We start from the raw sequence: 22,629 nt of genomic DNA, 5'->3' as shown, positions 1-22,629 counted from the left end.
ATGCCTGAGATCGAGGTCGCCGGCCGCGCGGTGCGCATCACCAGCCCCGACAAGGTGGTCTTCCCGGACAGCGGGCACACCAAGCTCGACCTGATCCGCTACTACCAGGCCGTGGGCGAGGGCGCGCTGCGGGGCGTGCACGGGCGGCCGATGGTGCTCAAGCGGTTCGTGCACGGCATCGAGGAGGAGGCGTTCTTCCAGAAACGGGCCCCCGCCAAGCGGCCCGACTGGATCGAGGTCGCCACGCTGAAGTACCGGTCGGGGCTGAGCGCCGAGGAGGTCGTCTGCACCGACCTGGCGCAGCTGCTGTGGGTGGTCAACCTCGGCTGCGTGGACCTCAACCCCCATCCGGTACGCGCCGACGACCTGTCCCGCCCCGACGAGCTGCGCATCGACCTCGACCCCGTGCCCGGCGTGGAATGGGCCGACGTGCTGCGCACCGCCCAGGTGGCGCGGGAGGTGCTGGCCGACCACGGGCTCGTCGCCTGGCCCAAGACGTCCGGGTCGCGCGGGTTCCACGTCTACGCGCGCATCGAGCGGCGCCGGCCGTTCGCCGAGGTCCGCAAGGCGGCCGAGACCGTGGCGCGCGAGGTCGAGCGGCGCGCCCCCGACCTGGCCACCAGCCGCTGGTGGAAGGAGGAGCGGCACGGCGTGTTCGTGGACTTCAACCAGAACGCCTACGACCGCACCGTGGCCTCCGCCTACTCGGTGCGAGCCGTGGCCGACGCCCGCGTCTCCACGCCGCTGACCTGGGACGAGGTGCCGGGCTGCCGGCCGGAGGAGTTCACGATCGAGACCGTGCCCCGGCGGCTGGCCGAGCGCGGTGACCCGTGGCAGGACATCGACCTGCACGCCGGCTCCCTCGACGGGCTGCTGGAGCTGGCCGAGGAGCTGGGGCCCGCGCCCAGGCCGCCCAAGGGCGCGGGGCGCAGGCAGCAGACCATGCCGGTCATCGAGATCGCCAGGGCCGAGCACAAGGACGAGGCCCTGGCCGGGCTGGAGCGGTGGAAGGCCCGGCACCCGGAGGTCGCGGCCCGGCTCGAACCCGCCGACGTGCTGGTGGACGGCATGCGGGGGCGCAGCAGCGTCTGGTACCGGATCCGGGTCAACCTGCAGCACGTGCCCGAGGGGGAGCGGCCGCCGCAGGAGCCTCTGGAGGTCGACTACGACCCCTGGAGACGGGACTGAGGCCGCCGGTTACGCCCTCCTCCGGCGGGGCTGAGGCCGCCGGTTACGCCCTCCTCCGGCGGGGCTGAGGCCGGTTACGCCCTCTGGTGACGGGACCGGCGGTTCCTCGGGTGGGCCGGTCGTCCCGCGGCGCCCCTCGGCGAAGGGCCGCCCCTGGGCGGGAGCGGCCCTTCGCGCTGGTCGTGGTCGCGTCGCCGGCCGTCCGTCAGCCGTCGCCGGTCGTCCGTCGGCCGTCGTCGGCGTCGTCGGTTGTCGTCAGTCGCGGGTCGGGTGTTCGTAGCCGTCGTCGCCGCCGTACACGCGGGCGTCCGGGTCGCGTTCCGGCTGGTTGGCCGGGCTGGTGGGGGAGGCGGTGTGCTCGGTGGCGAAGTCGCCCGAGTCGTCGGAGTCCAGGGAGGCGCGCACCCGGGGGTCGCCCGCCGCCCGGTCGGCCGCCGCGTGGTCAGCGGCCGCGCGGTCGGCGGCCGCCCGGTCCTGGGTGGTGCCGTCCTGGGTGGTGCCGTCCTGGGTGGTGCCGTTCTGGGTCGTGCTGTTCCGGGTGGTGCTGTTCCGGGTCCGGTGGTCGTCGGTCTCGCGGTCGCTGGTGCGGCGGTCGGCGGTGGTCATATGGTGGATGGCCTCTCGGTCGTCGGTTCTGCGGTCAGTGGTGCGGTCGGTGGTGCGGCCGGTGGTGGCGGGGTCGGCGGGCGGCGCCAGGTAGTCGTGCCAGGTGATCGTGCCCGCCGGCGTCGCGTCCGTGGTGAGGGCGCCGTCGCGCTGGGCCGCGTACAGCCGGCCAGGGAAGCGGATCGGCAGGCAGAGGCGGTGCGGGCTGCGCAGGCGGCACCACGTACGGGCCAGCTCGGCGTGGCCGAGCACCTGCGGCCCGCCGAACTCCACCGCCGCGCCCAGCGGCCCCTCGGCGAGCAGCCCGGCCGCCCGCGCGGCCACCTCGCCCGTGTGCACCGGCTGCATGAGCACGGTCGGGTCCACCGGCAGCACCGGGAACGCGGCGAGGTCGCGCAGCCGCCGGTGCAGCCACTGGTGGAACAGCGTGCTGCGAAGCACCGTCCAGCCGAGCCCGCTGCCGGCGACCAGCCGCTCGGCCTCCAGCTTGTCCTTGAGGTGGCCGACGGGAGCGCGGTCGGCGCCCACCATCGAGGTGAGCAGCAGGTGCCCGACCCCGGCCTCGCCGGCGGCGAGCAGGAGCAGGCGGGTGCCAGGGACGTCCACGGCGCCGCGCCCCTTGCGGCCGCTGGTGGCCAGGTGCGCGACGGCGTCCATGCCGGCCACCGCCTCGGGGACGCCGTGCCCGGAGAACAGGTCGCCCCAGACCCACTCGACGTTCCCCCGGCTCTCCCTCCTGGTACGGCTCAGCGCCCGCACCTGGTGCCCCGCCCTCACCAGCGCGGGCACCAGCGCCCTGCCCAGCATGCCCGTGGCTCCCGTGACCAGAATGCGCATGCCGGCCCCCTACCCCTGATTCCGCGCGACTGACATGACCGCGGCGGAGCGGGGTAGGGCGGGCCCCTATGGCGCGAATCGCATCTGAGGACCTGATCGAACGGCTGGCCGAATGGGGCGTGGACACCGTGTTCGGCCTGCCGGGCGACGGTATCAACGGCATCATGGAGGGGCTGCGGCGCCACCGCGACCGGGTGCGCTTCGTCCTCGTGCACCATGAGGAGGCCGCGGCCTTCATGGCCACCGCCTACGCCAAGGCCACCGGCAGGATCGGCGTCTGCCTGGCCACGTCGGGGCCGGGCGGCATCCACCTGCTCAACGGCCTGTACGACGCCAAGCTCGACCACGTGCCCGTGCTGGCGATCACCGGCATGCAGGAGACGTCCGTGCTGGGCACCGGTTACCAGCAGGAGGTCCACCTGGACAAGCTGTTCGCCGACGTGGCCGAGTACAACATGATGATCACCAACCCGGGGCAGCTCCCGTCGCTGGTGGACCTGGCGATCAGGACGGCGTACGCGCGCCGCGGCGTCGCCCACCTCACCCTGCCCAACGACCTGCAGGTGGCCGAGGCCGACGCCGACCCCTACCAGCACGTGGGCCTGGCCCGGCCGCCGCAGACCGCGCCGGTCTACCTGCAGCCGCCCGGCATCCCCCGCCAGGAGGACATCGAGTGGGCCGCCGAGGTGCTCAACCAGGCCGAGCGGCCGGCCATGCTGGTCGGGCAGGGCGCGCTGCACGCCCGGCGGGAGGTGCTGGCGGTGGCCGAGGCGCTGGGCGCGCCGGTGGTCAAGACGCTGCCCGGCAAGGCGGTCGTCCCGGACGATTCGCCGTTCACGACGGGCGGGATCGGGTTGCTCGGCACCCGGCCGAGCGAGGAGCTGATGGACGAGGCGGACGTCCTGTTCATGGTGGGCACGAACTTCCCGTACTCGAAGTACCTGCCGGAGCCGGGCAAGGCGCGGGTGGTGCAGTTCGAGGCCGATCCGGTCAGGGCGGGGGCACGCGTGGCGACCGACGTGCCGGTGGTGTGCGACGCCAGGGAGGGGCTGGCCGCGCTGCTGCCGTTGCTGACCCCGCGGCAGGACAACGCCCATCTGGCGAAATATCAGCAGATGATGGAGAAGTGGGGTTCGGACATGCGGGCGCTGGAGAACCCCGACCGCGACCCCATCGCCCCCCAGTACGCCGTCTCCGTCCTGGACGACCTCGCCACCGACGACGCCATCCTGACCTGCGACAGCGGCACCATCGCCACCTGGGCGGCCCGCCACTGGACGATCCGCGGCGCGCGCGAGTTCTACCTGTCGGGAACGCTCGCCTCGATGGCCAACGGGCTGCCGTACGCCATCGCCATGCAGCACGCCTACCCCGACCGGCAGGTCATCGCCTACGTCGGCGACGGCGGCTTCTCGATGCTCATGGCCGAGTTCCTGACCGCGGTCCAGCACCGGCTCCCGGTCAAGGTGATCATCAACAACAACAACTCCCTGGGCCAGATCCTGTGGGAGCAGATGGTGCTCGGCTACCCGGAGCACGGCGTGCGCTACGCCGCGCCCGAGGCGGACTTCTCCGCCTGGGCCCGCTCGTGCGGCGGCTTCGGGGCGAAGGTCGGCAAGGCGGTGGACGTGGTCCCGGCGATCAGGGAGGCGCTGGCGCACGATGGCCCGGCACTGGTGGACATCGACGTCAACCCCAACGAGCCGCCCATGCCCGGCAAGGTCTCCTACGACCAGGCCAAGAACTTCGCGCAGGCGTTCCTCAAGGGCCAGCCGCACCGCGCGGCCATCGCCAGCACGCTGTTCAAGGACCGGATCCAGAAGCTGGGGGACTGACCTGGCCCAGCGCGCGGGCGATCCGCCCCGCCGCGTGCAGCAGCGGCTCGACCAGGCGGGGCAGCTCGCGGGCGCGGCGCGAGGACAGCACGATCCCCAGCGCCGCCACGGCGCGCCCGTCCACGAGGATGGGCGCGGCGGCCGAGCAGGAGCCGAGCGTCATCTCCTCGTAGGTGAGCGCGTACCCCTGCGCCCGGACCGTCGCCAGCTCCCTGGCCAGCCGGCCGGGCTCGGTGATCGTGTGCGGGGTGGGCCGTTCGAGCTTGCGGGCCAGGTAGGACGAGACGAACCAGTCCGGCTCGTGCGCCAGCAGCGCCCGCCCCACGCCGGTCGGGTGCATCGGCAGCCGGCCGCCGGTCCTGGAGACGATGGGGACGGCCCGGCGGCCGTAGACCTTGTCCACGTACAGCACCTCCATGCCGTCGCGGATCGCGAGGTGCACGTTCTCGCCCGTCGTGCCGAACAGCTCCTGCAACCACGGGTGCGCCAGCCCCACCAGCCGGCCCGGGGCGAGCTGGCCCAGCTCCCACAGCCGCAGCCCCACGCGCAGCCGCCCGTCGGGGCCGCGGGCCAGCGCCTGCCACTCCTCCAGCTCGGCGACCAGCCGGTGCGCGGTGCTCAGCGGGACGCCGCCGCGCCGGGCCAGCTCGGTCAGCGTGAGCTGCGGATGCTCGGCGTCGAACGCGCCGAGCAGGGCCAGCACCTTGGAGGTCACGGTACGGCCGGGCTCGCGGGATCCACCTGCCACGGGGACAATCCTGCACCAGGATTCCACTGAGTGGAAGCGAGGGCTCGGCGTCGGCACGTCCGGGGCAGCATGCTTCCCCTCATGCGAACTCAGGTCGGGATCATCGGCGCGGGCCCGGCGGGCCTGCTGCTGTCTCATCTGCTCCACCTGCGGGGCATCTCCTCCGTGGTGCTGGAGCGGCGCAGCCGCGACTACGTCGAGCGGCGGGTACGGGCCGGCGTCCTGGAGCAGGGCACCGTGGACACCCTCATCGAGGCGGGCGTCGGCGAGCGGATGCTGCGCGAGGGCCTGCCGCACCACGGCATCGAGCTGCGTTACGGCGGCGCGGGCCACCGCATCGCCTTCGAGAAGCTGGTGCCCGGCCGGGCGATCACCGTGTACGGCCAGCAGGAGGTCGTCAAGGACCTCATCGCGGCCCGGCTGGCGGTCGGGGGAGACGTGCGCTTCGAGGTGGAGAACGTGGCGGTGCACTCCCTGGAGTCCGAGCCGTACATCACCTTCGGCGACGGGGAGCGGCTGGACTGCGACGTCATCGCCGGTTGCGACGGCTTCCACGGCGTGTCGCGGCCGTCCATCCCCGAGGGGGTCCTGACCGTCTTCGAGCGGGAGTACCCCTTCGCCTGGCTCGGCATCCTGGCCGACGTCGCACCCTCGTCCGAGGAGCTGATCTACACCAGGACCGATCGCGGCTTCGCGCTGCACAGCATGCGCTCGCCCACCGTCAGCCGCTTCTACCTCCAGGTCCCGGCCGACACCCGGGTGGAGGACTGGCCGGACGAGCGGATCTGGGACGAGCTGCGGGCGCGGCTGGAGAGCGTGCCCGGTTTCACGCTGACCACCGGCCGGATCACCGAGAAGGGCGTCACGCCGATGCGCTCGTTCGTGACCGAGCCCATGCAGTACGGCCGCCTCTACCTGGCCGGGGACGCCGCCCACATCGTGCCGCCGACCGGCGCCAAGGGGCTCAACCTGGCCGTGGCCGACGTGCGGGTGCTGACCGAGGCGCTGGCCGCGTACTTTGCCGACGGCTCGACCGAGCTGCTCGACGGCTACTCGGCGGCCTGCCTGAAGCGGGTGTGGCGGGCGCAGCACTTCTCGTGGTGGATGACGACGCTGCTGCACACGTTCGAGGACGAGGACGCCTACGGGCGGCGGCTGCAGCTGTCCTACCTGGACTACGTCACCTCGTCCGAGGCCGCCGCCACGACGCTCGCCGAGAACTACGTCGGCCTGCCGTTCGCCGGCGGGCCATCGTCGGATGTGCTTTAAGGTGTTTTGGTGGTTTTTGAGGATGGTTGGGCTACCGCGCCCCTTCGCTGGCTGATGAACACGCTGGGCCACGCCCAGCTCGCCCGCCTGGCCGCCGAGCCCGGCCTGGTCGCCGCCGTGGACCAGCACGCGGCCGACCTGCGGGACGCCATCCCCCTGGACCGCGAGACCCTGGGCGACTACCTGCTCGGCTTCCTCGACGAGCTGCGCCGGCGCGGCTGGACCTTCACCGGCGAGCCGGACGCGCCGTCGCTGCGGCTGACGGCGGTGTGCTGGCTCGCCCGCGAGCACGGCTTCCTGAGCGACGAACTACCCGCCTGACGCCGCCGGCCGGCCGCCCGCGTGGCACGCCCGCGTGGCACGCCCGCGTGGCACGCCCGCGTGGCACGCCCGCGTGGCACGGCCGCCCGACGCCGGCCGGCCGCGACGGGTGCGGCCGGCCGGCGGGGTGGGCCCGCGGCCCGGCGGGTGGGCGTGCCGGGCGGCGGGCCGTCGAAAGGGCCGCCGGAAGGGCCGCCGGAAGGGCCGGCCGAGACGGGCGGTCAGTTCGGCGGCAGGTCCGAGCGGTGCGCTCCCGGAGGCGTCGCCATGCCGGAGGCCCCGCCCCCCGCCGTCATGCCGGAGGCCCCGCCCCCGGCCGCCGTGCCCCGCGCGGTGCCGATGGGCGCCGTCTGCTCGTCGCTCATCGACGCGGCGTCCTGGCGCCCGCGCTGGTACGCCTCGGCGTGCGCCCTGGCCTGCGGCGCCTCCGCCTCCATCCGGCTCAGCCAGCGCTCCCAGCGCTGCTGCATCGGCCGGACCAGGCCGCCCCCGAGGCCGATGGCCAGGATGGCGCCGATGGTGGCGAGCACCGTGACCAGCACCGGAGTGGTGACGGCGGTGGCCACGCCGATCTGGTTGAGCGCCGCGATGATGCCCAGCGCCCAGATGAACACGGCGGCGGCGGTGGCCAGCCAGCGACCGTACGACAGCCCGCCGAGCGCGCCGCCGACGATGTCCTGGACGCCCTTGGCGAGCGCCCCGGCCACCACGATGATCACGATGGCCACCAGTGCCTTGGGCAGCCAGGCGACCACGCCGTTGAGCAGCGCCGAGATCGGGTTCGGCCCGAAGACGCTGAACGCTATCTGCAGGGTGACCAGCACGATCGCGTAGAAGACGATCCTGGCCAGCAGGCTGCTGGCGTCGTACTTGCTGCGTTCCAGCCAGCGGCGCACGCCGCTGCGCTCGACCGCCCGGTCGAACCCGACCCGCTCCAGGATCTTGTCGACCACCTTCTCCAGTGCCTTGGCCACGATGTACCCGATGATGAGGATCACCAGGAAAGCGACCAGTCTCGGAACGAACGTCGCGATCGACCGCCAGGCGTCGGTGATGCCCTGGCCTATGTTGATGTCCACGCTTTCCTCCCCCGAGGAGCCAATGCCTCGGCGCTACCCGGGCTGTAACGGATCATGCACGGAGGGACACCAAAACTCCGCACGACCCGACAATTCGCCCAGAACAAAAGACCCGCGGCCGGGTGGCCGCGGGTCTGAGGTGGAGCGTGGTGGACGATACTGGGATTGAACCAGTGACCTCTTCCGTGTCAGGGAAGCGCTCTCCCGCTGAGCTAATCGTCCGTGTGGAGCCGGGACTCAGAGCGGAAGACGGGATTCGAACCCGCGACCCTCACCTTGGCAAGGTGATGCTCTACCACTGAGCCACTTCCGCGCGATGTGCACTTATGTTAACGGATCCCGAAGGGTCCGCTGTTCAGCGAGGTGGAGACGGGATTTGAACCCGTGTAGACGGCTTTGCAGGCCGCTGCCTCGCCTCTCGGCCACTCCACCAGGAGTATCGCTCCGAGCGGAAGACGGGATTCGAACCCGCGACCCTCACCTTGGCAAGGTGATGCTCTACCACTGAGCCACTTCCGCGTGCGCCCCGGGCTGCGTGCACCGGGCCACGGGAAAACCATATCGTCTCCACGGAGTGCCTGTGCGCACTCGGCGGCCCGGAGCGCGAAATTCACGGGATCAGCCGTACGTCCTTCGTCATGACGAACGCGATCCGGTGGCCGAGCTGGATCTGGTGGTAACGGGTCGTGCCGGTCGTGGTGACGTGCCGGGACGGGCTGAAGGAGCCCGCCGCGTAGTAGGAGCCGGTGACCGTGTCGCCCACCGTGTACGTCTCCCCGGGCCCGATCCGGTACTGCAACGGCGTCAGCGGCTGCGCCGTCGCCCGCGTGTAGGCCGACTTCTCCGGGTACGCCCGCCCGTACACCTTGGTGCCCGCCTTCAGCGGCGTGACCAGCGGGCCCTTGGCGGGCACGGCGACCGGCCGGCCGGGCGGGTTGTGGAACCACGCCTTCTGGCCCAGGTACCAGATGGCCGTCCAGTCCCCCTGCCGTTGCGCGACGGCGTAGCGCTGGCCGGTCGAGGCGCGCGCGGCGTGGTCGTACACGCTGTAGGTGCTGGGCTTGTCGCCGTGCTTGCCGGTGTCGGTGACCAGGGCGGCGCTCTCGGCGGGCGCGGTGTGCAGCCAGACGGTGGCCGCGCCGTGCGGCGGGCAGTCCTTGCCCGCCTTGGTGGTGACGCAGCCGGTGAAGCGCGGGCGGTTGTCGTCGTACGACGGGCGGATCATGACCGAGTCGCCGTCCTTGACGCCTTTCAGCGGCTTGTCCATCAGCTCGAAGTAGTGGGCCCAGTCCCAGTAGGGGCCGGGGTCCTCGTGCATCTCGGCGACGGTCTTCGGGGTGGTGCCGGGGACGTTGTCGTGCCCCAGGATGTGAGCCCGGTCGAGCGGGACGCCGTGCTCGCCGGCCAGGTAGCGGACGAGCTTGGCCGAGGCCCGGTACATCGCCTCGGTGTACCAGGTCCCGCCCTTGGCCAGGTAGCCCTCGTGCTCGATGCCGATCGAGCGGGTGTTGACGTCCCAGTTGCCCGCGTGCCAGGCCAGGTCGTTGGTCTTGACGTGCTGGGCGACGTGCCCGTCGCGGGAGCGGATCGTGTAGTGCCAGCTCACGTACTTCGGGTTGCGGATCATCGAGGAGATGCCCTGGTAGCCGCCCTCGGTGTCGTGGATGACGATGTAGTCGACGGACCGGGCCCTGGACAGGCGGTCGTGGTTGCCGTAGTCGCGGTTCTTCTTCTTGCCGAAGCGTTTGTAGGCGGCGGGCATCCACTCGCAGGCCAGGCTCTTGGGGCACTCCACGGTGGCGGAGCGGCCAGGAGCGGCGGCGGCGGGCTCGACGGGCTCGCCCGGTTCGCCCGGTTCGGCGGGCTCGGCGTCCGGCGCCAGCGGCTCCAGCGGCTCCTCCGGGGACGAGGGGTCGAGCTCGCCGGCCGACTTGGTCCCCGGGAGGCGCAGGCCGGGCACGGGGTCGAGCCGCATCTCGTGGCCGTCGTCGGTACGCCGCCGTACGCCCTCGCGCATCACCGCGAACACCTCGTCGGCGAACTGCCGGGCCGTGGCGGGGTCGTCCGCGCCGGAGAAGCGGGCGATCGCGCCGTACCAGTCGGCCGGGTCGGAGCTGGGGGAGCCGCGGTAGGAGGCGAGCAGGGCGGCGCCGGCGCGGATGTTGGCCACCGGGTCGTCGCGCAGCGTGGCGGGCCCGGCGCCGATGAGCCGCCCGGCCTCGGGCAGCGTCGTGCTCGGCGGCCTGGCGGCGGCGCTCAGCGGGGAGGGGAGCAGCGCGGGCCGGGGCGGCATGGGCCGGGCGTCGTCGCCCCGGGCGTCCCCCAGCGCGTCGCCCACCGTGAGCGCGGCGGCGGGCAGGACGTCCACCAGGTGCATCGGCCCGTACCCGCCCGCCGTGCTGGGCCGCCCGGCGTGCGCGTCCCACCGCGAGCCCAGGTAGGCCACCCCCAGCAGCACGCTCTCCGGCACCCCGAACTCCCGGGCGGCGGCGGCGAAGTCGCCCTGCCGTCCGGCCGGGACCTCGCGGACGGAACCGGCGGCGGGGGCGGCGAGTGCGCCTCCGACGAGGACGGCGACCAGCCAGAGCGGCCGGCTCAGCCAGAGGTGCATGACATCTCCCCCGAAGAACGTCACGATGTGACTACTCACCGTAACTGTTCCCCGAAAGGGATGTGTCAGACGGGTCGGATGATACGCATGAGATCGGTGAGATCGGCCGCGAACTCGGCGTCCCAGTCGTCCGGCGCGAGATGCTCGGCAAGCCGCCGGTGGGCGGGCAGGTCGGCGCCGCGCCGCGCCCGGGCCGCGCCGGAGTCGTCGGTGAAGCGACCGTTCACCTCGGAGACCGCGAAGCCCAGCACGAACGTGCTCAGCAGCCGCTCGACGCGCGGCACGTCCGCGTCCGGCACGCCGGCGTCGATCAGCGCCTGGTAGAGCAGGTCGACCAGGCGCACCGCGTCGGGCGTCACCGAGGGCCGGCTCAGCAGCAGCGGGACGAGCGCGGGGTGCCGGTGGGCCAGGCGGCGGGCGCCCCAGGCGACGGCCTCCAGCCGCTCCTGCCACGTCCGGCCGGGGTCGCCGGGGGTGAGCTCGCCGAGCAGCCGGCCGACCAGCGCGTCGAGCAGCTCGTCCTTGTTGCGGAAGTAGCCGTACAGGGCCATCGGGGTCACCCCGACCCGCTCCGCGACCGCCCGCATGGACAGGGCATCGAGCCCGCGCTCGTCGGCGATGGCCATGGCCGCGTCGAGGATCTCCGGCTGCCGGGAGGTCTTGAGCTTCCGCACGGCCTCAGTCTACAGTGTAGAGCAGTCTACGGCGTAGACTGGAAGGGGATGCCATGCTGCACGCCAGAGGGCTGGTCAAGCGCTACGGCCCCGTCACCGCCCTGGACGGGTTCGACCTTCGCGTGCCGCCCGGCGAGATCGCCGGGCTGGTCGGGCACAACGGCGCGGGCAAGACCACGTTCTTCGAGATCGCCGCCGGGCTCCTGCGGCCCGACGAGGGCGAGAGCGAGGTCCGGGGCGAGGTGGGCATGGCCCCGCAGGGCCTGGCCCTCTACCCGAGCGTCACCGTACGCGAGACGCTGCGGCTGTTCGGCGGCCTGGCGGGCCTGCGCCGCCGCGCCCTGGCCGCCGCCGTCGAGTCCGTGGCCGGGGAGCTGGAGCTGGCCGGGGAGCTCGACCGGCGGGTCGCGCTGCTGTCCGGTGGCCAGCAGCGCCGCGTCCAGGCCGCCACCGCGCTGATGGGCGAGCCCGCCGTGCTCCTGCTCGACGAGCCCACGGCCGGGGCCGACCCCGAGACCCGCGCCGCGTTGCTGGCCGCCGTGCGCCGCCGGGCCGAGGCCGGCGCGGCGGTCGTCTACTGCACCCACTACCTGCCGGAGCTGGCCGAGCTGGGCGCCACGGTCGCGGTGGCGGCGCGCGGCCGGGTGATCGCCAGGGGTGCCGCCGCCGACCTGCTCAAGGACCTGCCCGGCGAGGTCCGGGTGGTCCTCGACGACGAGCGCGAGATCGCGCTCAGCACCACCGATCCCACGGCCGCCCTGGCCGGGCTGCTGCGCGAGCTGGACGGTCCCGTGCGCGGCATCGACATCCGGCAGCCGTCCCTCGACGACCTCTACCGGGAGCTGTCCCGTGGCCGGCGCTGAGCTGAAGGAATCGCTGCACCGGATCGCCGTCCTGGCCGGGCACAACGCGCTGCTGCGCCGCCGCGACCCGGCCCACCTGATCAGCTACCTGGTCATGCCCATGGTCCTCATGCCGGTCTTCCAGGCCATGGTGGGCGACGCCACGCAGGTGGCGACGGGGCTGCTGGTGATGTTCTCGATCCTGTCGATGGCCGACGTGGCCAACGCCACGCTGGCCGAGCGGGTCTGGCACACCTGGGACCGGCTCCGGGCGACCGGGGCCCGCGTCCCCGAGATCATGGCCGGCAAGGCGCTGCCGGTCCTCGCCGTGCTCGCCCTCCAGCAGGCCGTGCTGCTGGCGTACGGGGTGGCGGTGCTCGGGCTGCGCCCGCCGTGGCCGCCGTGGCCGCTCGTGCTGGCCGTGGCGGTCTGGTGTTTCGCACTGCTCGGGATGGGCACCGCGATCGCCGGGATGGTCCGTAGCCAGGGCGAGCTGTCCACGGTGTGCAACCTCGCCGCGCTGTCGGTCAGCGCGCTCGGCGGGGCGCTGGTGCCGTACGCGCTGATGCCCGGCTGGGCGCGCTCGATCGCGCCGGTCTCGCCCGGCTACTGGGCGACCACCATGATGCAGGCCGGCGTCCGCGGGGACGCGGCGGGCGTCGCCGGGCCGGCGGCCGTGTTGCTCGGCGTGGGCGCGGCGACCCTGGCGCTCGCCTGGTGGCGGGCGGCGCGGGGCTGGGGACGCGGGAGCGTGCGCTGAAAGAGTTAAAGCCTGCCCGATTTCGGGCAGGATGTTGGCGTGTCTCGTTCCCGATGCGTAGGGTCCTGCTCTGTGTCCACGGCACGGCATCCCTACGAGGACCTCATCGCGCACCTCACCCGGACGAGCCCGCTCGGCCCGGGAGAGGCGGCCCGCGTGGTCGCGGACGTGCTGGCGTACTTCTCGGAGTCCACCGAGCAGTACGTCCGCCGCCGCCACGGCGAGCTGAAGACGCGGGGCCACACCAACGATGAGATCTTCCCCAGGATCGCCGCCGAGTTACGCGGCCGCAGGGTGGCCGCGCCCGAGCTGTCGCTGCGGCAGCTCCGCAGGATCGTCTACGGATGACGGATGACGGACAACGGAACGAAGAGGAGACCTCGATGTGCGGAATCGTGGCCTACGTGGGCCCCAAGGACGCGGCGCCCATCCTGCTGGAGGGGTTGCAGCGGCTGGAGTACCGGGGCTACGACTCGGCCGGGCTCGTGGTGTCCAACAAGGGGCTGAAGCTCCGCAAGGTCAAGGGCCGGGTGGCCGACCTGGCCAAGGTCGTGCCGGCCAGGTTCAAGGGCGGGCTCGGCATCGGGCACACCCGGTGGGCCACGCACGGCGTCCCGAGTGACGAGAACGCCCACCCGCACCTGTCGGCCGACCAGCGCATCGCGGTCGTGCACAACGGCATCATCGAGAACGCCGGCGAGCTGCGCGCCAAGCTGGTCGCCGACGGTGTCACGTTCGCCTCCGACACCGACACCGAGGTCCTGGCCCACCTGATCGCGGCCGCGGCCGACGAGAACGACTCCCTGGAGGAGGCGGTCAGGAAGACGCTGAAGAGCGTCGTGGGCACGTACGGCATCGCGGTCATCGACGCCGAGCGCCCCGGCGAGGTGGTGGTGGCCCGCAACGGCAGCCCGATCGTGCTCGGCATCGGCGAGAAGGAGATGTTCGCCGCCTCCGACGTGGCCGCCCTGATCCGCTACACCCGCCAGGTCGTCCACCTGGAGGACGGCGAGCTGGCCGTGATCAAGGCCGACGGCTTCCACACCTTCTCCAGCGACGCCCGCGAGACGGCCAAGGAGCCGCTGACCGTCGACTGGGACGCCGGCCACTACGACACCGGCGGCTACGAGCACTACCTGCTCAAGGAGATCTCCGAGCAGCCCGAGACGATCACCCGCACCATGTCCGGCCGCCTCGACGAGCGTTTCCACGTCGCGCACCTGGGCGGGCTCAACATGGACGCCCGCGAGACCCGCTCGTTCCGCCGGGTGAAGATCATCGGCTGTGGTTCCGCGTACTACTCGGGGCAGATCGGCGCCCAGCTCATCGAGGAGCTGGCGCGCATCCCGGCCGACGCCGAGCCGGCCAGCGAGTTCCGCTACCGCAACCCGGTGGTGGACCCCGACACCCTCTACGTCGCGATCAGCCAGTCAGGCGAGACCTACGACACGCTCGCGGCCGTCCAGGAGCTCAAGCGCAAGGGCGGCCGGGTGATCGGCATCGTCAACGCGGTCGGCAGCGCCATCGCCCGCGAGGTGGACGGCGGCATCTACCTGCACGCCGGGCCCGAGGTCTCGGTGGCCTCGACCAAGGCGTTCACCTCCACCGCGATCGCCTTCGCGCTGCTCGCGCTGCACCTGGGCCGGGTGCGTGACCTGTCGCCGGCCGACGGGCGGCGCATCGTGGAGGGCCTGCGCCGGCTGCCCGGCCAGATCGCCGACATCCTCACCCAGGGCGACAAGATCGCCGAGCTGGCGCAGAAGTACGCGAACCACCCCAGCATGATGTTCGTGGGCCGGGTGCGCGGCTACCCGGTGGCCAGGGAGGGCGCGCAGAAGCTCAAGGAGATCTCGTACGTGCACGCCGAGGCGTACCCGGCCAGCGAGCTCAAGCACGGCCCGCTCGCGCTGATCGGCCCCGACATGCCGACCGTCGCGATCGTCCCCGACGACGAGCTGCTGGACAAGAACCTCACCACGCTCGGCGAGATCCGCACCCGGGGCGGCAAGGTGCTGATGGTCGGCCACCGCGAGCCGGAGGCCAAGCTGGCCGACGACGTCATCGTGATCCCCAAGAACGAGGTCGAGCTCGACCCCATCCTGCTCACGATCCCGCTCCAGCTCCTGGCCTACCACGCGGCGGTCGCGCTGGGCCGCGACGTGGACAAGCCGCGCAATCTCGCCAAGAGCGTTACCGTCGAGTAATGGACTCCGATTAAGCCACAATTCGCTCAGGGTAGTGTTATTTGGCTCTGGACGACATAAATTCGATACGTGCGGCAGTTCGACCAACAGCGGCCTAATCTCGCACGCATGTACGACTACATGCTCGGCGGGACGGACAACTTCGCGGTCGACCGCCTGGCCATCGAGCAGCTCGCCGAGCTGGTCCCGGAGGCGGTCCCGCTGGCCCGCGCGAACCGGGCCTTCCTGCAGCGTGCCGTGCGGTACGTGGCCGCCGCCGGGGTCCGCCAGTTCCTCGACCTGGGCAGCGGCCTGCCCACCCAGGGCAGCACGCACGAGATCGCGCACGAGGTGGACCCCGGGGCCAGGGTCGTGTACGTGGACCACGACCCGGTCGTGGCGGCGCACGCCAAGGCCCTGCTCGCGAACGTGGGCGGGGCCGTCTGCGTGGAGGCCGACCTGCTGGACGCCGACGACGTGCTGGCCAGGGCCGGCGCCTTCCTCGACCTCGACCAGCCGGTCGGCGTCCTGCTGGTGTCGATCCTGCACTTCCTGCCCGACTCCGCCCGCCCCGGGCGGGCGGTGGCCCGGCTGCGCGAGCGGGTCGTCCCCGGCAGCTACCTGGTGATCAGCCACGCCACCACGATGGGCCGGCTGGAGGACGAGGAGCGCGCGCGGGGCGTCTACCGGAGCTCGTCGGGCGGCGGGGCCGACCGGGCGCCGTCGGAGATCCGGGCGTTCTTCGGGGAGTTCGCCCTGGACCCGCCGGGGCTGGTGCAGGCCGTGGACTGGCGGCCGGACCGGCCGAAGCTCGTGGGGGACTGGGCGCTGCCGTCGTCGCTCATGGCGGGGGTGGCGCGGAAAATCGAGCGACCCAGTTCCGGGTAATAGGAACGAATAAAAGCGACAAATCACCAAATTTTGGGGTGCGGGGCCGAGCGCGTAAATGTGTATCTCTGCGTAATGTGTCAATAACTTGGAGCGAGGGGGTTCGCGGCTTCGGGGGGAGACACATGCGCCGTCGGCGGTTCCTGGCCTGCCTGCTGGCGGCGTCCGGCGTGGCGGCGGCCGGCACGGCCGCGGCGGGCTGCGGCGCCCAGCGCGTCGCCGGGCGGGCGGTGGGGCTGCGTACCCGCTTCTCGATCAACCCGGCCGGGCCCCGCTGGAGCTCCGTCGGGCAGGCGTTCGCCGGCGCGGCCCGCGCCGCCGGGTACGAGACCGGCACCGGTGCCAGGATCACCGTCAGCGGCCTGTCCGCGCTGTCCGCGGCCGAGCTGAACCACGGCCAGACGCTGCTCGACGTGGCCACGCCCCTCGCCCGGCTGGCCGGCGACGTCGAGGTCGTGGTGGTGCCCGACGACTCCCGGTTCAAGGACTTCGGCGACTTCGCCGCCCACCTGCTGGCCCGCCCGGACGGCACGCTGCTGGCCGGCGGCCCGCAGGGCGCCCCCGACCACCTGCTGTTCGGTCTGATCGCCAAGGGCATCGGCGCCGACACCCGGCAGGTCGACTACACCGGCTACCCCAGCGGCCAGGAGGCGGTGGCCGCGCTGCTGTCCGGCAAGGCCGTGGCCGCCGCCGGCGTGCTGGCCGACTGGGGCGAGAGCATCGGCAGGGGCCGGGTGCGGGCCCTGGCCGTCTCCTGCGCCCACCGCGTGCCCGAGGTGGACGCGCCGACGCTGCTGGAGTCCGGCGTGCGGGTGGACTTCGCCGACTGGGCGGCCGCCTTCGGCCCGGACGGCATGCCGGAGGAGGGCCGCGAGGCGGCCGTGCGGATGTGCGAGGAGGTGACCTCCTCGACCGGCTGGCTGGCCGCCTGCCGGGCCGCCGGATGGGTCTCGATCCCGCTCGGCGGCGACGACTTCCGGCTCTGGCTGGCCTCGGAGGTCGAGCGCACCCGGGCCGTCCTGAGCGACCTGGGGCTGCTCGACTCGGTTAGAGCCACAACCTGTTGGGGTAGTTGCGGGAATGGCCACTAGATGTAGGATCCTGCTCGTCGCTGGTTCGCCCCTCGGGGCGGAGTGAAAGGGAACCCGGTGCGATTCCGGGGCTGCCCCGCAGCGGTGAGCGGGAACGACCGCCGTCATGAGCACTGGAGCGATCCGGGAAGCGACGGCCAGTAGGAGCCGACGAGGCGCGCCCGCGAGCCCGAAGACCTGCCCGCGGCGTTGACTGTCCAAGGCCTCGAGGGAGGGCCGGGGGAGCGATGCGGCGTGCCCGCCTGCTTTCCGCGTGCCCTCCTGCCTGAGGAATGAGCTCGCGAGGAGAGCACGTGACGCAGATCGCCGAGGTTGGCCCGCGCCCGAACGCCGGGAACGCCGGGAACGCTGGTAATGCCGGGAACACTGGTAATGCCGGGAAGGCCGCCGAGCGCCGGCTGGCCATCGAGGAGGCCGCCGCCCGGGTGATCGTCGATCCGGCCAACTCCCGGGTCGCCGCCCGGCTGCTGGCCGAGGAGATCGCCGAGGAGGCGGCCGGCCACGGGGTGCGCTCGTTCTCCGAGTCGGTGGCCGCCACCCACGCGGCCGGGCTGGTGCAGGACCGGCTGGCCGCCTTCGCCGCCGCGCACGCCGCCGAGCTGGACGCCCTGATCGACGACGCGGCCGATGACCGTTTCGAGTATTTCGGTCTGCGCACCGTCTACGATCGTTACCTGCTGCGCCACCCCGAGACCCGGGCGGTGCTGGAGCGGCCGCAGCACTTCCTGCTCCGGGTGGCCTGCGGCCTGGCCGAGAGCGTGGCCGAGGCCGCCGAGCTGTACCGGCTCATGTCCACGCTGTCGTACCTGCCCAGCTCGCCCACGCTGTTCAACTCCGGCGCGCGCCGCCCGCAGCTCTCCTCGTGCTTCCTGCTCGACTCGCCGCGCGACGAGCTGGAGGGCATCTACGAGCGCTACGGCCAGGTCGCCCGCCTGTCGAAGTACGCCGGCGGCATCGGCATCTCCTGGACCCGGGTCCGCTCGCGCGGCTCCCTCATTCGCGGCACCAACGGCCACTCCAACGGCATCGTCCCGTGGCTGCGCACCCTGGACGCCTCCGTGGCCGCGGTCAACCAGGGCGGCCGGCGCAAGGGCGCGGCCTGCGTCTACCTGGAGACCTGGCACGCCGACATCGAGGAGTTCCTGGAGCTGCGCGACAACACCGGCGAGGACGCCCGCCGCACCCACAACCTCAACCTGGCCAACTGGGTGCCCGACGAGTTCATGCGCCGGGTCGAGGCGGACGAGATGTGGTCGCTGTTCGACCCGAAGGAGACGCCCGACCTCACCGACCTGTACGGGGACGCCTTCACGGCCGCCTACCGGGCCCACGAGGCCGCCGGGCGCCAGGTCCGGCGGCTCCCCGCCCGCACCCTGTACGGGCGCATGATGCGCACGCTCGCCCAGACCGGCAACGGCTGGATGACGTTCAAGGACGCCGCCAACCGCACCTCCAACCAGACCGCCCGCCCCGAGAACGTCATCCACCTGTCGAACCTGTGCACCGAGATCCTGGAGGTCACCAGCGACGCCGAGACCGCCGTCTGCAACCTGGGCTCGGTCAACCTGGCCGCCCACCTCGGCGGGGACGGCGGGGACGGCGTGGACTGGGAGCGGCTGCGCGGCACCGTCCGCACCGCCGTGCGCTTCCTCGACCGCACCATCGACCTCGGCTTCTACCCGACGCCCGAGGCGGAGGCGGCCAACAGGAAGTGGCGGCCGGTCGGGCTCGGCGTCATGGGGCTGGCCGACGTGTTCTTCGCGCTGCGGCTGCCGTTCGACTCGGCCGAGGCCCTGGAGCTGTCCACGCGGATCGCCGAGGAGATCGCGCTGGCCGCGTACGACACCTCGGCCGACCTCGCCGCCGAGCGCGGCCGGCACCCGTCCTACCCCGACACCCGCGCCGCCGGGGGCGTGCTGCACCCCGACCACTACCTGCCGTCCACGCCCCGCTGGGACGCGCTGCGCGACAAGATCGCGACGACCGGGCTGCGTAACTCCCTGCTGATCGCCGTCGCGCCGACCGCGACCATCGCCTCCATCGCCGGCTGCTACGAGTGCATCGAGCCGCAGGTGTCCAACGTCTTCAAGCGCGAGACCCTGTCCGGCGAGTTCCTCCAGGTCAACCGCTACCTGGTGGCCGACCTCCAGGCACGCGGGCTGTGGACGCAGGAGCTGCGCGACGCGATCAAGCGCGCCGACGGCTCGATCCAGGACGTCCCCGGCATCCCGGACGACCTGAGGACGCTCTACCGGACCGCCTGGGAGCTGCCGCAGAAGGCGCTCATCGACCTGGCCGCCGCCCGCCAGCCGTACATCGACCAGTCGCAGTCGCTCAACCTCTTCATGGCCAGCCCGACCATCGGCAAGCTCTCCTCGATGTACGCCTACGCCTGGAAGAAGGGCCTCAAGACCACCTACTACCTGCGCTCGCGCCCCGCGACCCGCATCGCCCAGACCACGGTGACGGCGACCCCCCAGGAGAGCGCCGTCGCCTGCTCCCTGGAGAACCCCGAGACCTGCGAAGCCTGCCAGTAAGAATCCGGCCAGTAAGGAGACCCCTGCCATGCTGCTCGACCCCGGAATGGACCTCACCCTCCGCCCGATGCGTTATCCGGGCTTCTACGAGCGCTTCCGCGCCGCCATCCGCAACACCTGGACGGTCGAGGAGGTGGACCTGCACACCGACCTCGCCGACCTGGCGAGGATGACGCCGCAGGAGCGGCACCTGATCAACCGGCTGGTCGCCTTCTTCGCCACCGGCGACTCCATCGTCGCCAACAACCTCGTGCTCAACCTCTACCAGCACGTCAACGCCCCCGAGGCACGGCTGTACCTCAGCCGGCAGCTCTTCGAGGAGGCGGTGCACGTGCAGTTCTACCTGACGCTGCTGGACACGTACCTGCCGGATCCGGACGAGCGGGTCAAGGCGTTCGCCGCGGTCGAGCACATCCCGTCCATCAGGGACAAGGCCGAGTTCTGCTTCAAGTGGATCGACTCGATCGGCGAGCTGCACCGGCTGGAGAGCGCCGACCAGCGGCGGCGGTTCCTGCTCAACCTCATCTGCTTCGCCGCCTGCATCGAGGGCCTGTTCTTCTACGGCGCGTTCGCGTACGTGTACTGGTTCCGCTCCCGCGGCCTGCTGAACGGCCTGGCCACCGGCACGAACTGGGTCTTCCGCGACGAGTCCATGCACATGGAGTTCGCCTTCAGCGTCGTGGACACCGTGCGCGCCGAGGAGCCGTCGCTGTTCGACGACGAGCTGGGCGAGCAGGTGACGGCCATGATGGAGGAGGCCGTCGCGGCCGAGCTGGCCTTCGCCGAGGACCTGTGCGGCGACGGCATGCCGGGCATGGGCGTGGACCAGATGCGCCAGTACCTGGAGTACGTCGCCGACCAGCGGCTGACCAGGCTCGGCCTGCCCCGCCGCTACGGCTCGGCCAACCCCTTCGCGTTCATGGAGCTCCAGGACGTGCAGGAGCTGGCCAACTTCTTTGAGAGACGTGTCTCTGCTTACCAGGTGGCGGTTGAGGGCAATGTGAGCTTTGACGAGACGTTCTAGATATTTGGGGGCATGAACGTGCAGTCTCCGGCGGACTGGCCGATTCTCGTGATCTCGGTGATCGGATCGATCCTCCTGGTGGAACTGTCCCGGCGGGTGCTGAACAGGATCGGGCGCAAATGGTCGCTCGCCCGGCACCTCGTGGAACGCTGCACGTGGCCGGCGTTCGCGGTGGCGGCCGTCGTCGCCGCCAACGTGGTGTTCGGGCCGGGCATCCTCGGCGATTCCACGCGGCAGCAGACCCTGGCGGGCGGCGTGGACCGGGTGCTCGGGCTCGCCACGATCGCGGCGGTGACCTGGCTGATCGTGCAGGCCACGTACGCGCTGACGGACGTCGTCCTCGACCGGCTGGTGCAGATCGAGGGCGAGCGCAACCGGCGGGCGCGGCGCATCATGACGCAGATCGCGCTGGTGCGGCGCATCGCCGCCGCGGTCATCGTGGTGATCGCGATCGGCGCGATGCTCTTCTCCTTCCCGGGGGTGCGCGCCCTCGGCGCCGGCCTGCTGGCCTCGGCCGGCATCGCCGGCGCCATCGTCGGCATCGCCGCCCAGCCCACGATCGGCAACGTGCTGGCCGGGCTCCAGCTCGCCTTCAGCGACGCGCTGCGGCTGGACGACGTGGTCGTGGTCGAGGAGGAGTGGGGGCGCATCGAGGAGCTGACGCTCACGTACGTGGTGCTGCGGCTGTGGGACGAGCGGCGGCTCGTGCTGCCGGTCAACTACTTCACCCAGAACCCGTTCGAGAACTGGACCCGGCACGGCAGCCGGGTGCTGGCCGTGGTGTACCTGCGGGTGGACTGGTCGGTGCCGGTCAAGCGGCTGCGCGAGGCGCTGTACGAGTTCCTGCAGGCCAACCCGCTGTGGGACCAGAAGGACTGGACGCTGCAGGTGACCGACGTGCTGCCCAACGGGCTGGTCGAGCTGCGCTGCCTGATGAGCGCGGCCGACTCGCCGTCGGCGTGGGACCTCAAGTGCGACGTGCGCGAGTTCCTGGTGGACTACGTGCGCGACAACTACCCGGAGGCGCTGCCCCGCTTCCGCGTCGAAACCCCGGAGAGCCGCGCCGGCGTCCCGGTCGCCGGTGACGTCCCGGTCACCGGGTAAATGGGTGGAACCCCGGATGATGATCCCTTTACCGTGGTCATGAGCTGCCACGCACGGCCCTGAAAGAAGAGGGCCGAGGGTCACGGCCTGGCCGACGGGATTGGCGCCCCCCGGCCGGACCCCGCCCACACCCCGGGCCGGCCCACGCCAGCCACGCCCGGGGTCCACCACCTCTTTTCCTCCTCTTGCTCCGGCCGTCGGGGCGGGCGGGCAGTAGCCTGGGCGGATGTTCTCGCCGTCAGGCCCGTCGTCGCGGGAGTTGGTGATCCAGGCGCTCTCCTCGGTCGAGCGCGGCTACGACCTGCTCGCCCCGAAGTTCGACCACACCCCTTTCCGCACCCCCGACGGCGTCCTCGACGCGACCGCCGGCGCGCTGCGGCGGCTCGGGCCGTTCGAGCGGGGGCTGGACGTGTGCTGCGGCACCGGCGCGGGCACGCGGGCCCTCCTGCCCCTGTGCCGGGAGGGGGTCACGGGCGTCGACTTCAGCGCGGGCATGCTGGAGCAGGCGCGCCGGGCGCGGATCGAGGGGGCCCTGGCCGAGGGAGAGCGGGCCGAGGGGGCCCTGGCCGAGGGGGCGCTGGCCGAGGGAGCGCGGCTCGAATGGGTGCGGGCCGACGCGCGGATGTTGCCCTTCGGCGCGTCCTTCGACCTGGCGGTCACCTTCGGGGCGCTCGGGCACTTCCTGCCCGCCGAGCGCCTGGCGCTGTTCGCCGGGGTGCGCCGCGCGCTGCGGCCCGGCGGGCTGTTCGCCTTCCCGATCGGCGGGCCGCCGCCGATCGGGTCCGCCCGGTACTGGGCGTTGCTCGGGTTCGACCTGGCCATGCGGGTGCGCAACGCCCTGTGGCGCCCGCCGTTCGTCATGTACTACGGCACCGGCTGGCTGGGCGCGGTGCGGGCCGACCTGGTCGCGGCCGGGTTCACCGTGACGACGGTGCCGCTGGCGGCGCTGGGCCGGCGCGCGGACGGCAGCCCGCGCTGCCGGCTCGTCCTCGCGCGCAGACCGTGACACCCGATCCGCTCCCCGGAGGAAGG

19 protein-coding genes, 4 tRNA genes and 1 riboswitch are annotated in these 22,629 nt (G+C 72.4%); of the genes, 14 read left to right on the top strand and 9 right to left on the bottom strand.

Going from position 1 to position 22,629, the window contains the following annotated elements:
• Positions 1-1,188 (top strand): non-homologous end-joining DNA ligase, encoded by a 1,188-nt coding sequence (gene ligD / locus AB0H75_RS11995; protein ID WP_367794574.1) that lies wholly within the window; start codon positions 1-3, stop codon positions 1,186-1,188.
• Between the two features lie 255 nt (positions 1,189-1,443).
• Here the strand turns inward: ligD and AB0H75_RS11990 are convergent, their stop codons facing one another.
• Positions 1,444-2,631 (bottom strand): SDR family oxidoreductase, encoded by a 1,188-nt coding sequence (locus AB0H75_RS11990; protein ID WP_367794571.1) that lies wholly within the window; start codon positions 2,629-2,631, stop codon positions 1,444-1,446.
• A gap of 68 nt (positions 2,632-2,699) precedes the next feature.
• Between AB0H75_RS11990 and AB0H75_RS11985 the strand changes: the two genes are divergently transcribed.
• Positions 2,700-4,466 (top strand): thiamine pyrophosphate-dependent enzyme, encoded by a 1,767-nt coding sequence (locus AB0H75_RS11985; RefSeq protein ID WP_367794568.1) that lies wholly within the window; start codon positions 2,700-2,702, stop codon positions 4,464-4,466.
• On the opposite strand, the gene AB0H75_RS11980 is transcribed toward AB0H75_RS11985, so the two are convergent.
• Positions 4,435-5,214: an IclR family transcriptional regulator gene (locus AB0H75_RS11980; protein ID WP_367794565.1), complete on the bottom strand. Its 780-nt coding sequence runs from the start codon at positions 5,212-5,214 to the stop codon at positions 4,435-4,437. The two genes, AB0H75_RS11985 and AB0H75_RS11980, sit on opposite strands and share 32 nt — an antisense overlap.
• Before the next feature lie 81 nt (positions 5,215-5,295).
• Between AB0H75_RS11980 and pobA the strand changes: the two genes are divergently transcribed.
• Positions 5,296-6,483, top strand: a complete 1,188-nt coding sequence (pobA, locus tag AB0H75_RS11975) for a 4-hydroxybenzoate 3-monooxygenase (RefSeq protein ID WP_367794562.1) — start codon at positions 5,296-5,298, stop codon at positions 6,481-6,483.
• A gap of 54 nt (positions 6,484-6,537) precedes the next feature.
• Positions 6,538-6,804: a DUF6401 family natural product biosynthesis protein gene (locus AB0H75_RS11970; protein WP_367794559.1), complete on the top strand. Its 267-nt coding sequence runs from the start codon at positions 6,538-6,540 to the stop codon at positions 6,802-6,804.
• 221 nt (positions 6,805-7,025) lie between these two features.
• Here the strand turns inward: AB0H75_RS11970 and AB0H75_RS11965 are convergent, their stop codons facing one another.
• From AB0H75_RS11965 to AB0H75_RS11935, 7 genes are all read right to left on the bottom strand, one after another.
• A complete protein-coding gene (locus AB0H75_RS11965) occupies positions 7,026-7,883 on the bottom strand; it encodes a hypothetical protein (RefSeq protein ID WP_367794556.1) in 858 nt (285 codons plus the stop codon).
• Between the two features lie 147 nt (positions 7,884-8,030).
• Positions 8,031-8,105: transfer RNA gene (locus tag AB0H75_RS11960), tRNA-Val, on the bottom strand.
• Positions 8,106-8,124: 19 nt separating this feature from the next.
• Positions 8,125-8,196 (bottom strand) — tRNA-Gly (locus AB0H75_RS11955).
• A gap of 48 nt (positions 8,197-8,244) precedes the next feature.
• Positions 8,245-8,315, bottom strand: a tRNA-Cys gene (locus tag AB0H75_RS11950).
• Positions 8,316-8,330: 15 nt separating this feature from the next.
• Positions 8,331-8,402, bottom strand: a tRNA-Gly gene (locus AB0H75_RS11945).
• Positions 8,403-8,493: 91 nt separating this feature from the next.
• Positions 8,494-10,494, bottom strand: a complete 2,001-nt coding sequence (locus AB0H75_RS11940; protein WP_367794553.1) for an N-acetylmuramoyl-L-alanine amidase — start codon at positions 10,492-10,494, stop codon at positions 8,494-8,496.
• Between the two features lie 65 nt (positions 10,495-10,559).
• Positions 10,560-11,168: a TetR/AcrR family transcriptional regulator gene (locus tag AB0H75_RS11935; protein WP_367794550.1), complete on the bottom strand. Its 609-nt coding sequence runs from the start codon at positions 11,166-11,168 to the stop codon at positions 10,560-10,562.
• Between the two features lie 53 nt (positions 11,169-11,221).
• Here AB0H75_RS11935 and AB0H75_RS11930 point away from each other — a divergent pair, with 53 nt between their 5' ends.
• From AB0H75_RS11930 to AB0H75_RS11885, 10 genes are all read left to right on the top strand, one after another.
• Positions 11,222-12,031, top strand: a complete 810-nt coding sequence (locus AB0H75_RS11930) for an ATP-binding cassette domain-containing protein (RefSeq protein ID WP_367794547.1) — start codon at positions 11,222-11,224, stop codon at positions 12,029-12,031.
• The gene (locus AB0H75_RS11925) at positions 12,018-12,770 is read left to right on the top strand and encodes an ABC transporter permease (RefSeq protein ID WP_367794544.1); all 753 of its coding nucleotides are present in this window, start codon (positions 12,018-12,020) and stop codon (positions 12,768-12,770) included. The genes AB0H75_RS11930 and AB0H75_RS11925 overlap by 14 nt, the downstream gene beginning before the upstream one ends.
• Positions 12,771-12,842: 72 nt before the next feature.
• Positions 12,843-13,118: a hypothetical protein gene (locus AB0H75_RS11920; protein WP_367794541.1), complete on the top strand. Its 276-nt coding sequence runs from the start codon at positions 12,843-12,845 to the stop codon at positions 13,116-13,118.
• A gap of 35 nt (positions 13,119-13,153) precedes the next feature.
• Positions 13,154-14,974 carry a glutamine--fructose-6-phosphate transaminase (isomerizing) gene (glmS, locus tag AB0H75_RS11915; protein WP_367794539.1) on the top strand — a complete coding sequence of 607 codons (1,821 nt, stop codon included), beginning with the start codon at positions 13,154-13,156 and terminating at the stop codon, positions 14,972-14,974.
• Positions 14,975-15,043: 69 nt separating this feature from the next.
• On the top strand, positions 15,044-15,841 hold the full coding sequence (locus tag AB0H75_RS11910; protein ID WP_367794536.1) for an SAM-dependent methyltransferase: 798 nt from the start codon (positions 15,044-15,046) through the stop codon (positions 15,839-15,841).
• 125 nt (positions 15,842-15,966) lie between these two features.
• Entirely contained in the window at positions 15,967-16,932 is a 966-nt protein-coding gene (locus AB0H75_RS11905) for a tripartite tricarboxylate transporter substrate-binding protein (protein ID WP_367794533.1), read from the top strand.
• Between the two features lie 4 nt (positions 16,933-16,936).
• Positions 16,937-17,132, top strand: a riboswitch (cobalamin riboswitch).
• 93 nt (positions 17,133-17,225) lie between these two features.
• On the top strand, positions 17,226-19,469 hold the full coding sequence (locus tag AB0H75_RS11900; RefSeq protein ID WP_367794530.1) for a ribonucleoside-diphosphate reductase subunit alpha: 2,244 nt from the start codon (positions 17,226-17,228) through the stop codon (positions 19,467-19,469).
• Positions 19,470-19,497: 28 nt separating this feature from the next.
• Complete coding sequence (locus AB0H75_RS11895; protein ID WP_367794527.1) at positions 19,498-20,493, top strand: ribonucleotide-diphosphate reductase subunit beta; 996 nt, start codon at positions 19,498-19,500, stop codon at positions 20,491-20,493.
• 12 nt (positions 20,494-20,505) lie between these two features.
• A complete protein-coding gene (locus AB0H75_RS11890; protein WP_367794524.1) occupies positions 20,506-21,597 on the top strand; it encodes a mechanosensitive ion channel family protein in 1,092 nt (363 codons plus the stop codon).
• 226 nt (positions 21,598-21,823) lie between these two features.
• Complete coding sequence (locus AB0H75_RS11885) at positions 21,824-22,603, top strand: class I SAM-dependent methyltransferase (protein WP_367794521.1); 780 nt, start codon at positions 21,824-21,826, stop codon at positions 22,601-22,603.
• Positions 22,604-22,629: the final 26 nt, after the last annotated feature.

This window comes from Nonomuraea sp. NPDC050783 (assembly GCF_040802095.1).
Lineage (GTDB): Bacteria > Actinomycetota > Actinomycetes > Streptosporangiales > Streptosporangiaceae > Nonomuraea.
This window is presented reverse-complemented; position numbering and strand designations above follow the sequence as displayed.

Coding starts and splice junctions, on each gene's coding strand:
- ligD (WP_367794574.1), top strand. CDS start 1: ATGCCTGAGATCGAGGTCGCCGGCCGCGCGGTGCGCATCACCAGCCCC.
- AB0H75_RS11990 (WP_367794571.1), bottom strand. CDS start 2,631: ATGCGCATTCTGGTCACGGGAGCCACGGGCATGCTGGGCAGGGCGCTG.
- AB0H75_RS11985 (WP_367794568.1), top strand. CDS start 2,700: ATGGCGCGAATCGCATCTGAGGACCTGATCGAACGGCTGGCCGAATGG.
- pobA (WP_367794562.1), top strand. CDS start 5,296: ATGCGAACTCAGGTCGGGATCATCGGCGCGGGCCCGGCGGGCCTGCTG.
- AB0H75_RS11970 (WP_367794559.1), top strand. CDS start 6,538: ATGAACACGCTGGGCCACGCCCAGCTCGCCCGCCTGGCCGCCGAGCCC.
- AB0H75_RS11940 (WP_367794553.1), bottom strand. CDS start 10,494: ATGCACCTCTGGCTGAGCCGGCCGCTCTGGCTGGTCGCCGTCCTCGTC.
- AB0H75_RS11930 (WP_367794547.1), top strand. CDS start 11,222: ATGCTGCACGCCAGAGGGCTGGTCAAGCGCTACGGCCCCGTCACCGCC.
- glmS (WP_367794539.1), top strand. CDS start 13,154: ATGTGCGGAATCGTGGCCTACGTGGGCCCCAAGGACGCGGCGCCCATC.
- AB0H75_RS11905 (WP_367794533.1), top strand. CDS start 15,967: ATGCGCCGTCGGCGGTTCCTGGCCTGCCTGCTGGCGGCGTCCGGCGTG.
- AB0H75_RS11895 (WP_367794527.1), top strand. CDS start 19,498: ATGCTGCTCGACCCCGGAATGGACCTCACCCTCCGCCCGATGCGTTAT.
- AB0H75_RS11890 (WP_367794524.1), top strand. CDS start 20,506: ATGAACGTGCAGTCTCCGGCGGACTGGCCGATTCTCGTGATCTCGGTG.
- AB0H75_RS11885 (WP_367794521.1), top strand. CDS start 21,824: ATGTTCTCGCCGTCAGGCCCGTCGTCGCGGGAGTTGGTGATCCAGGCG.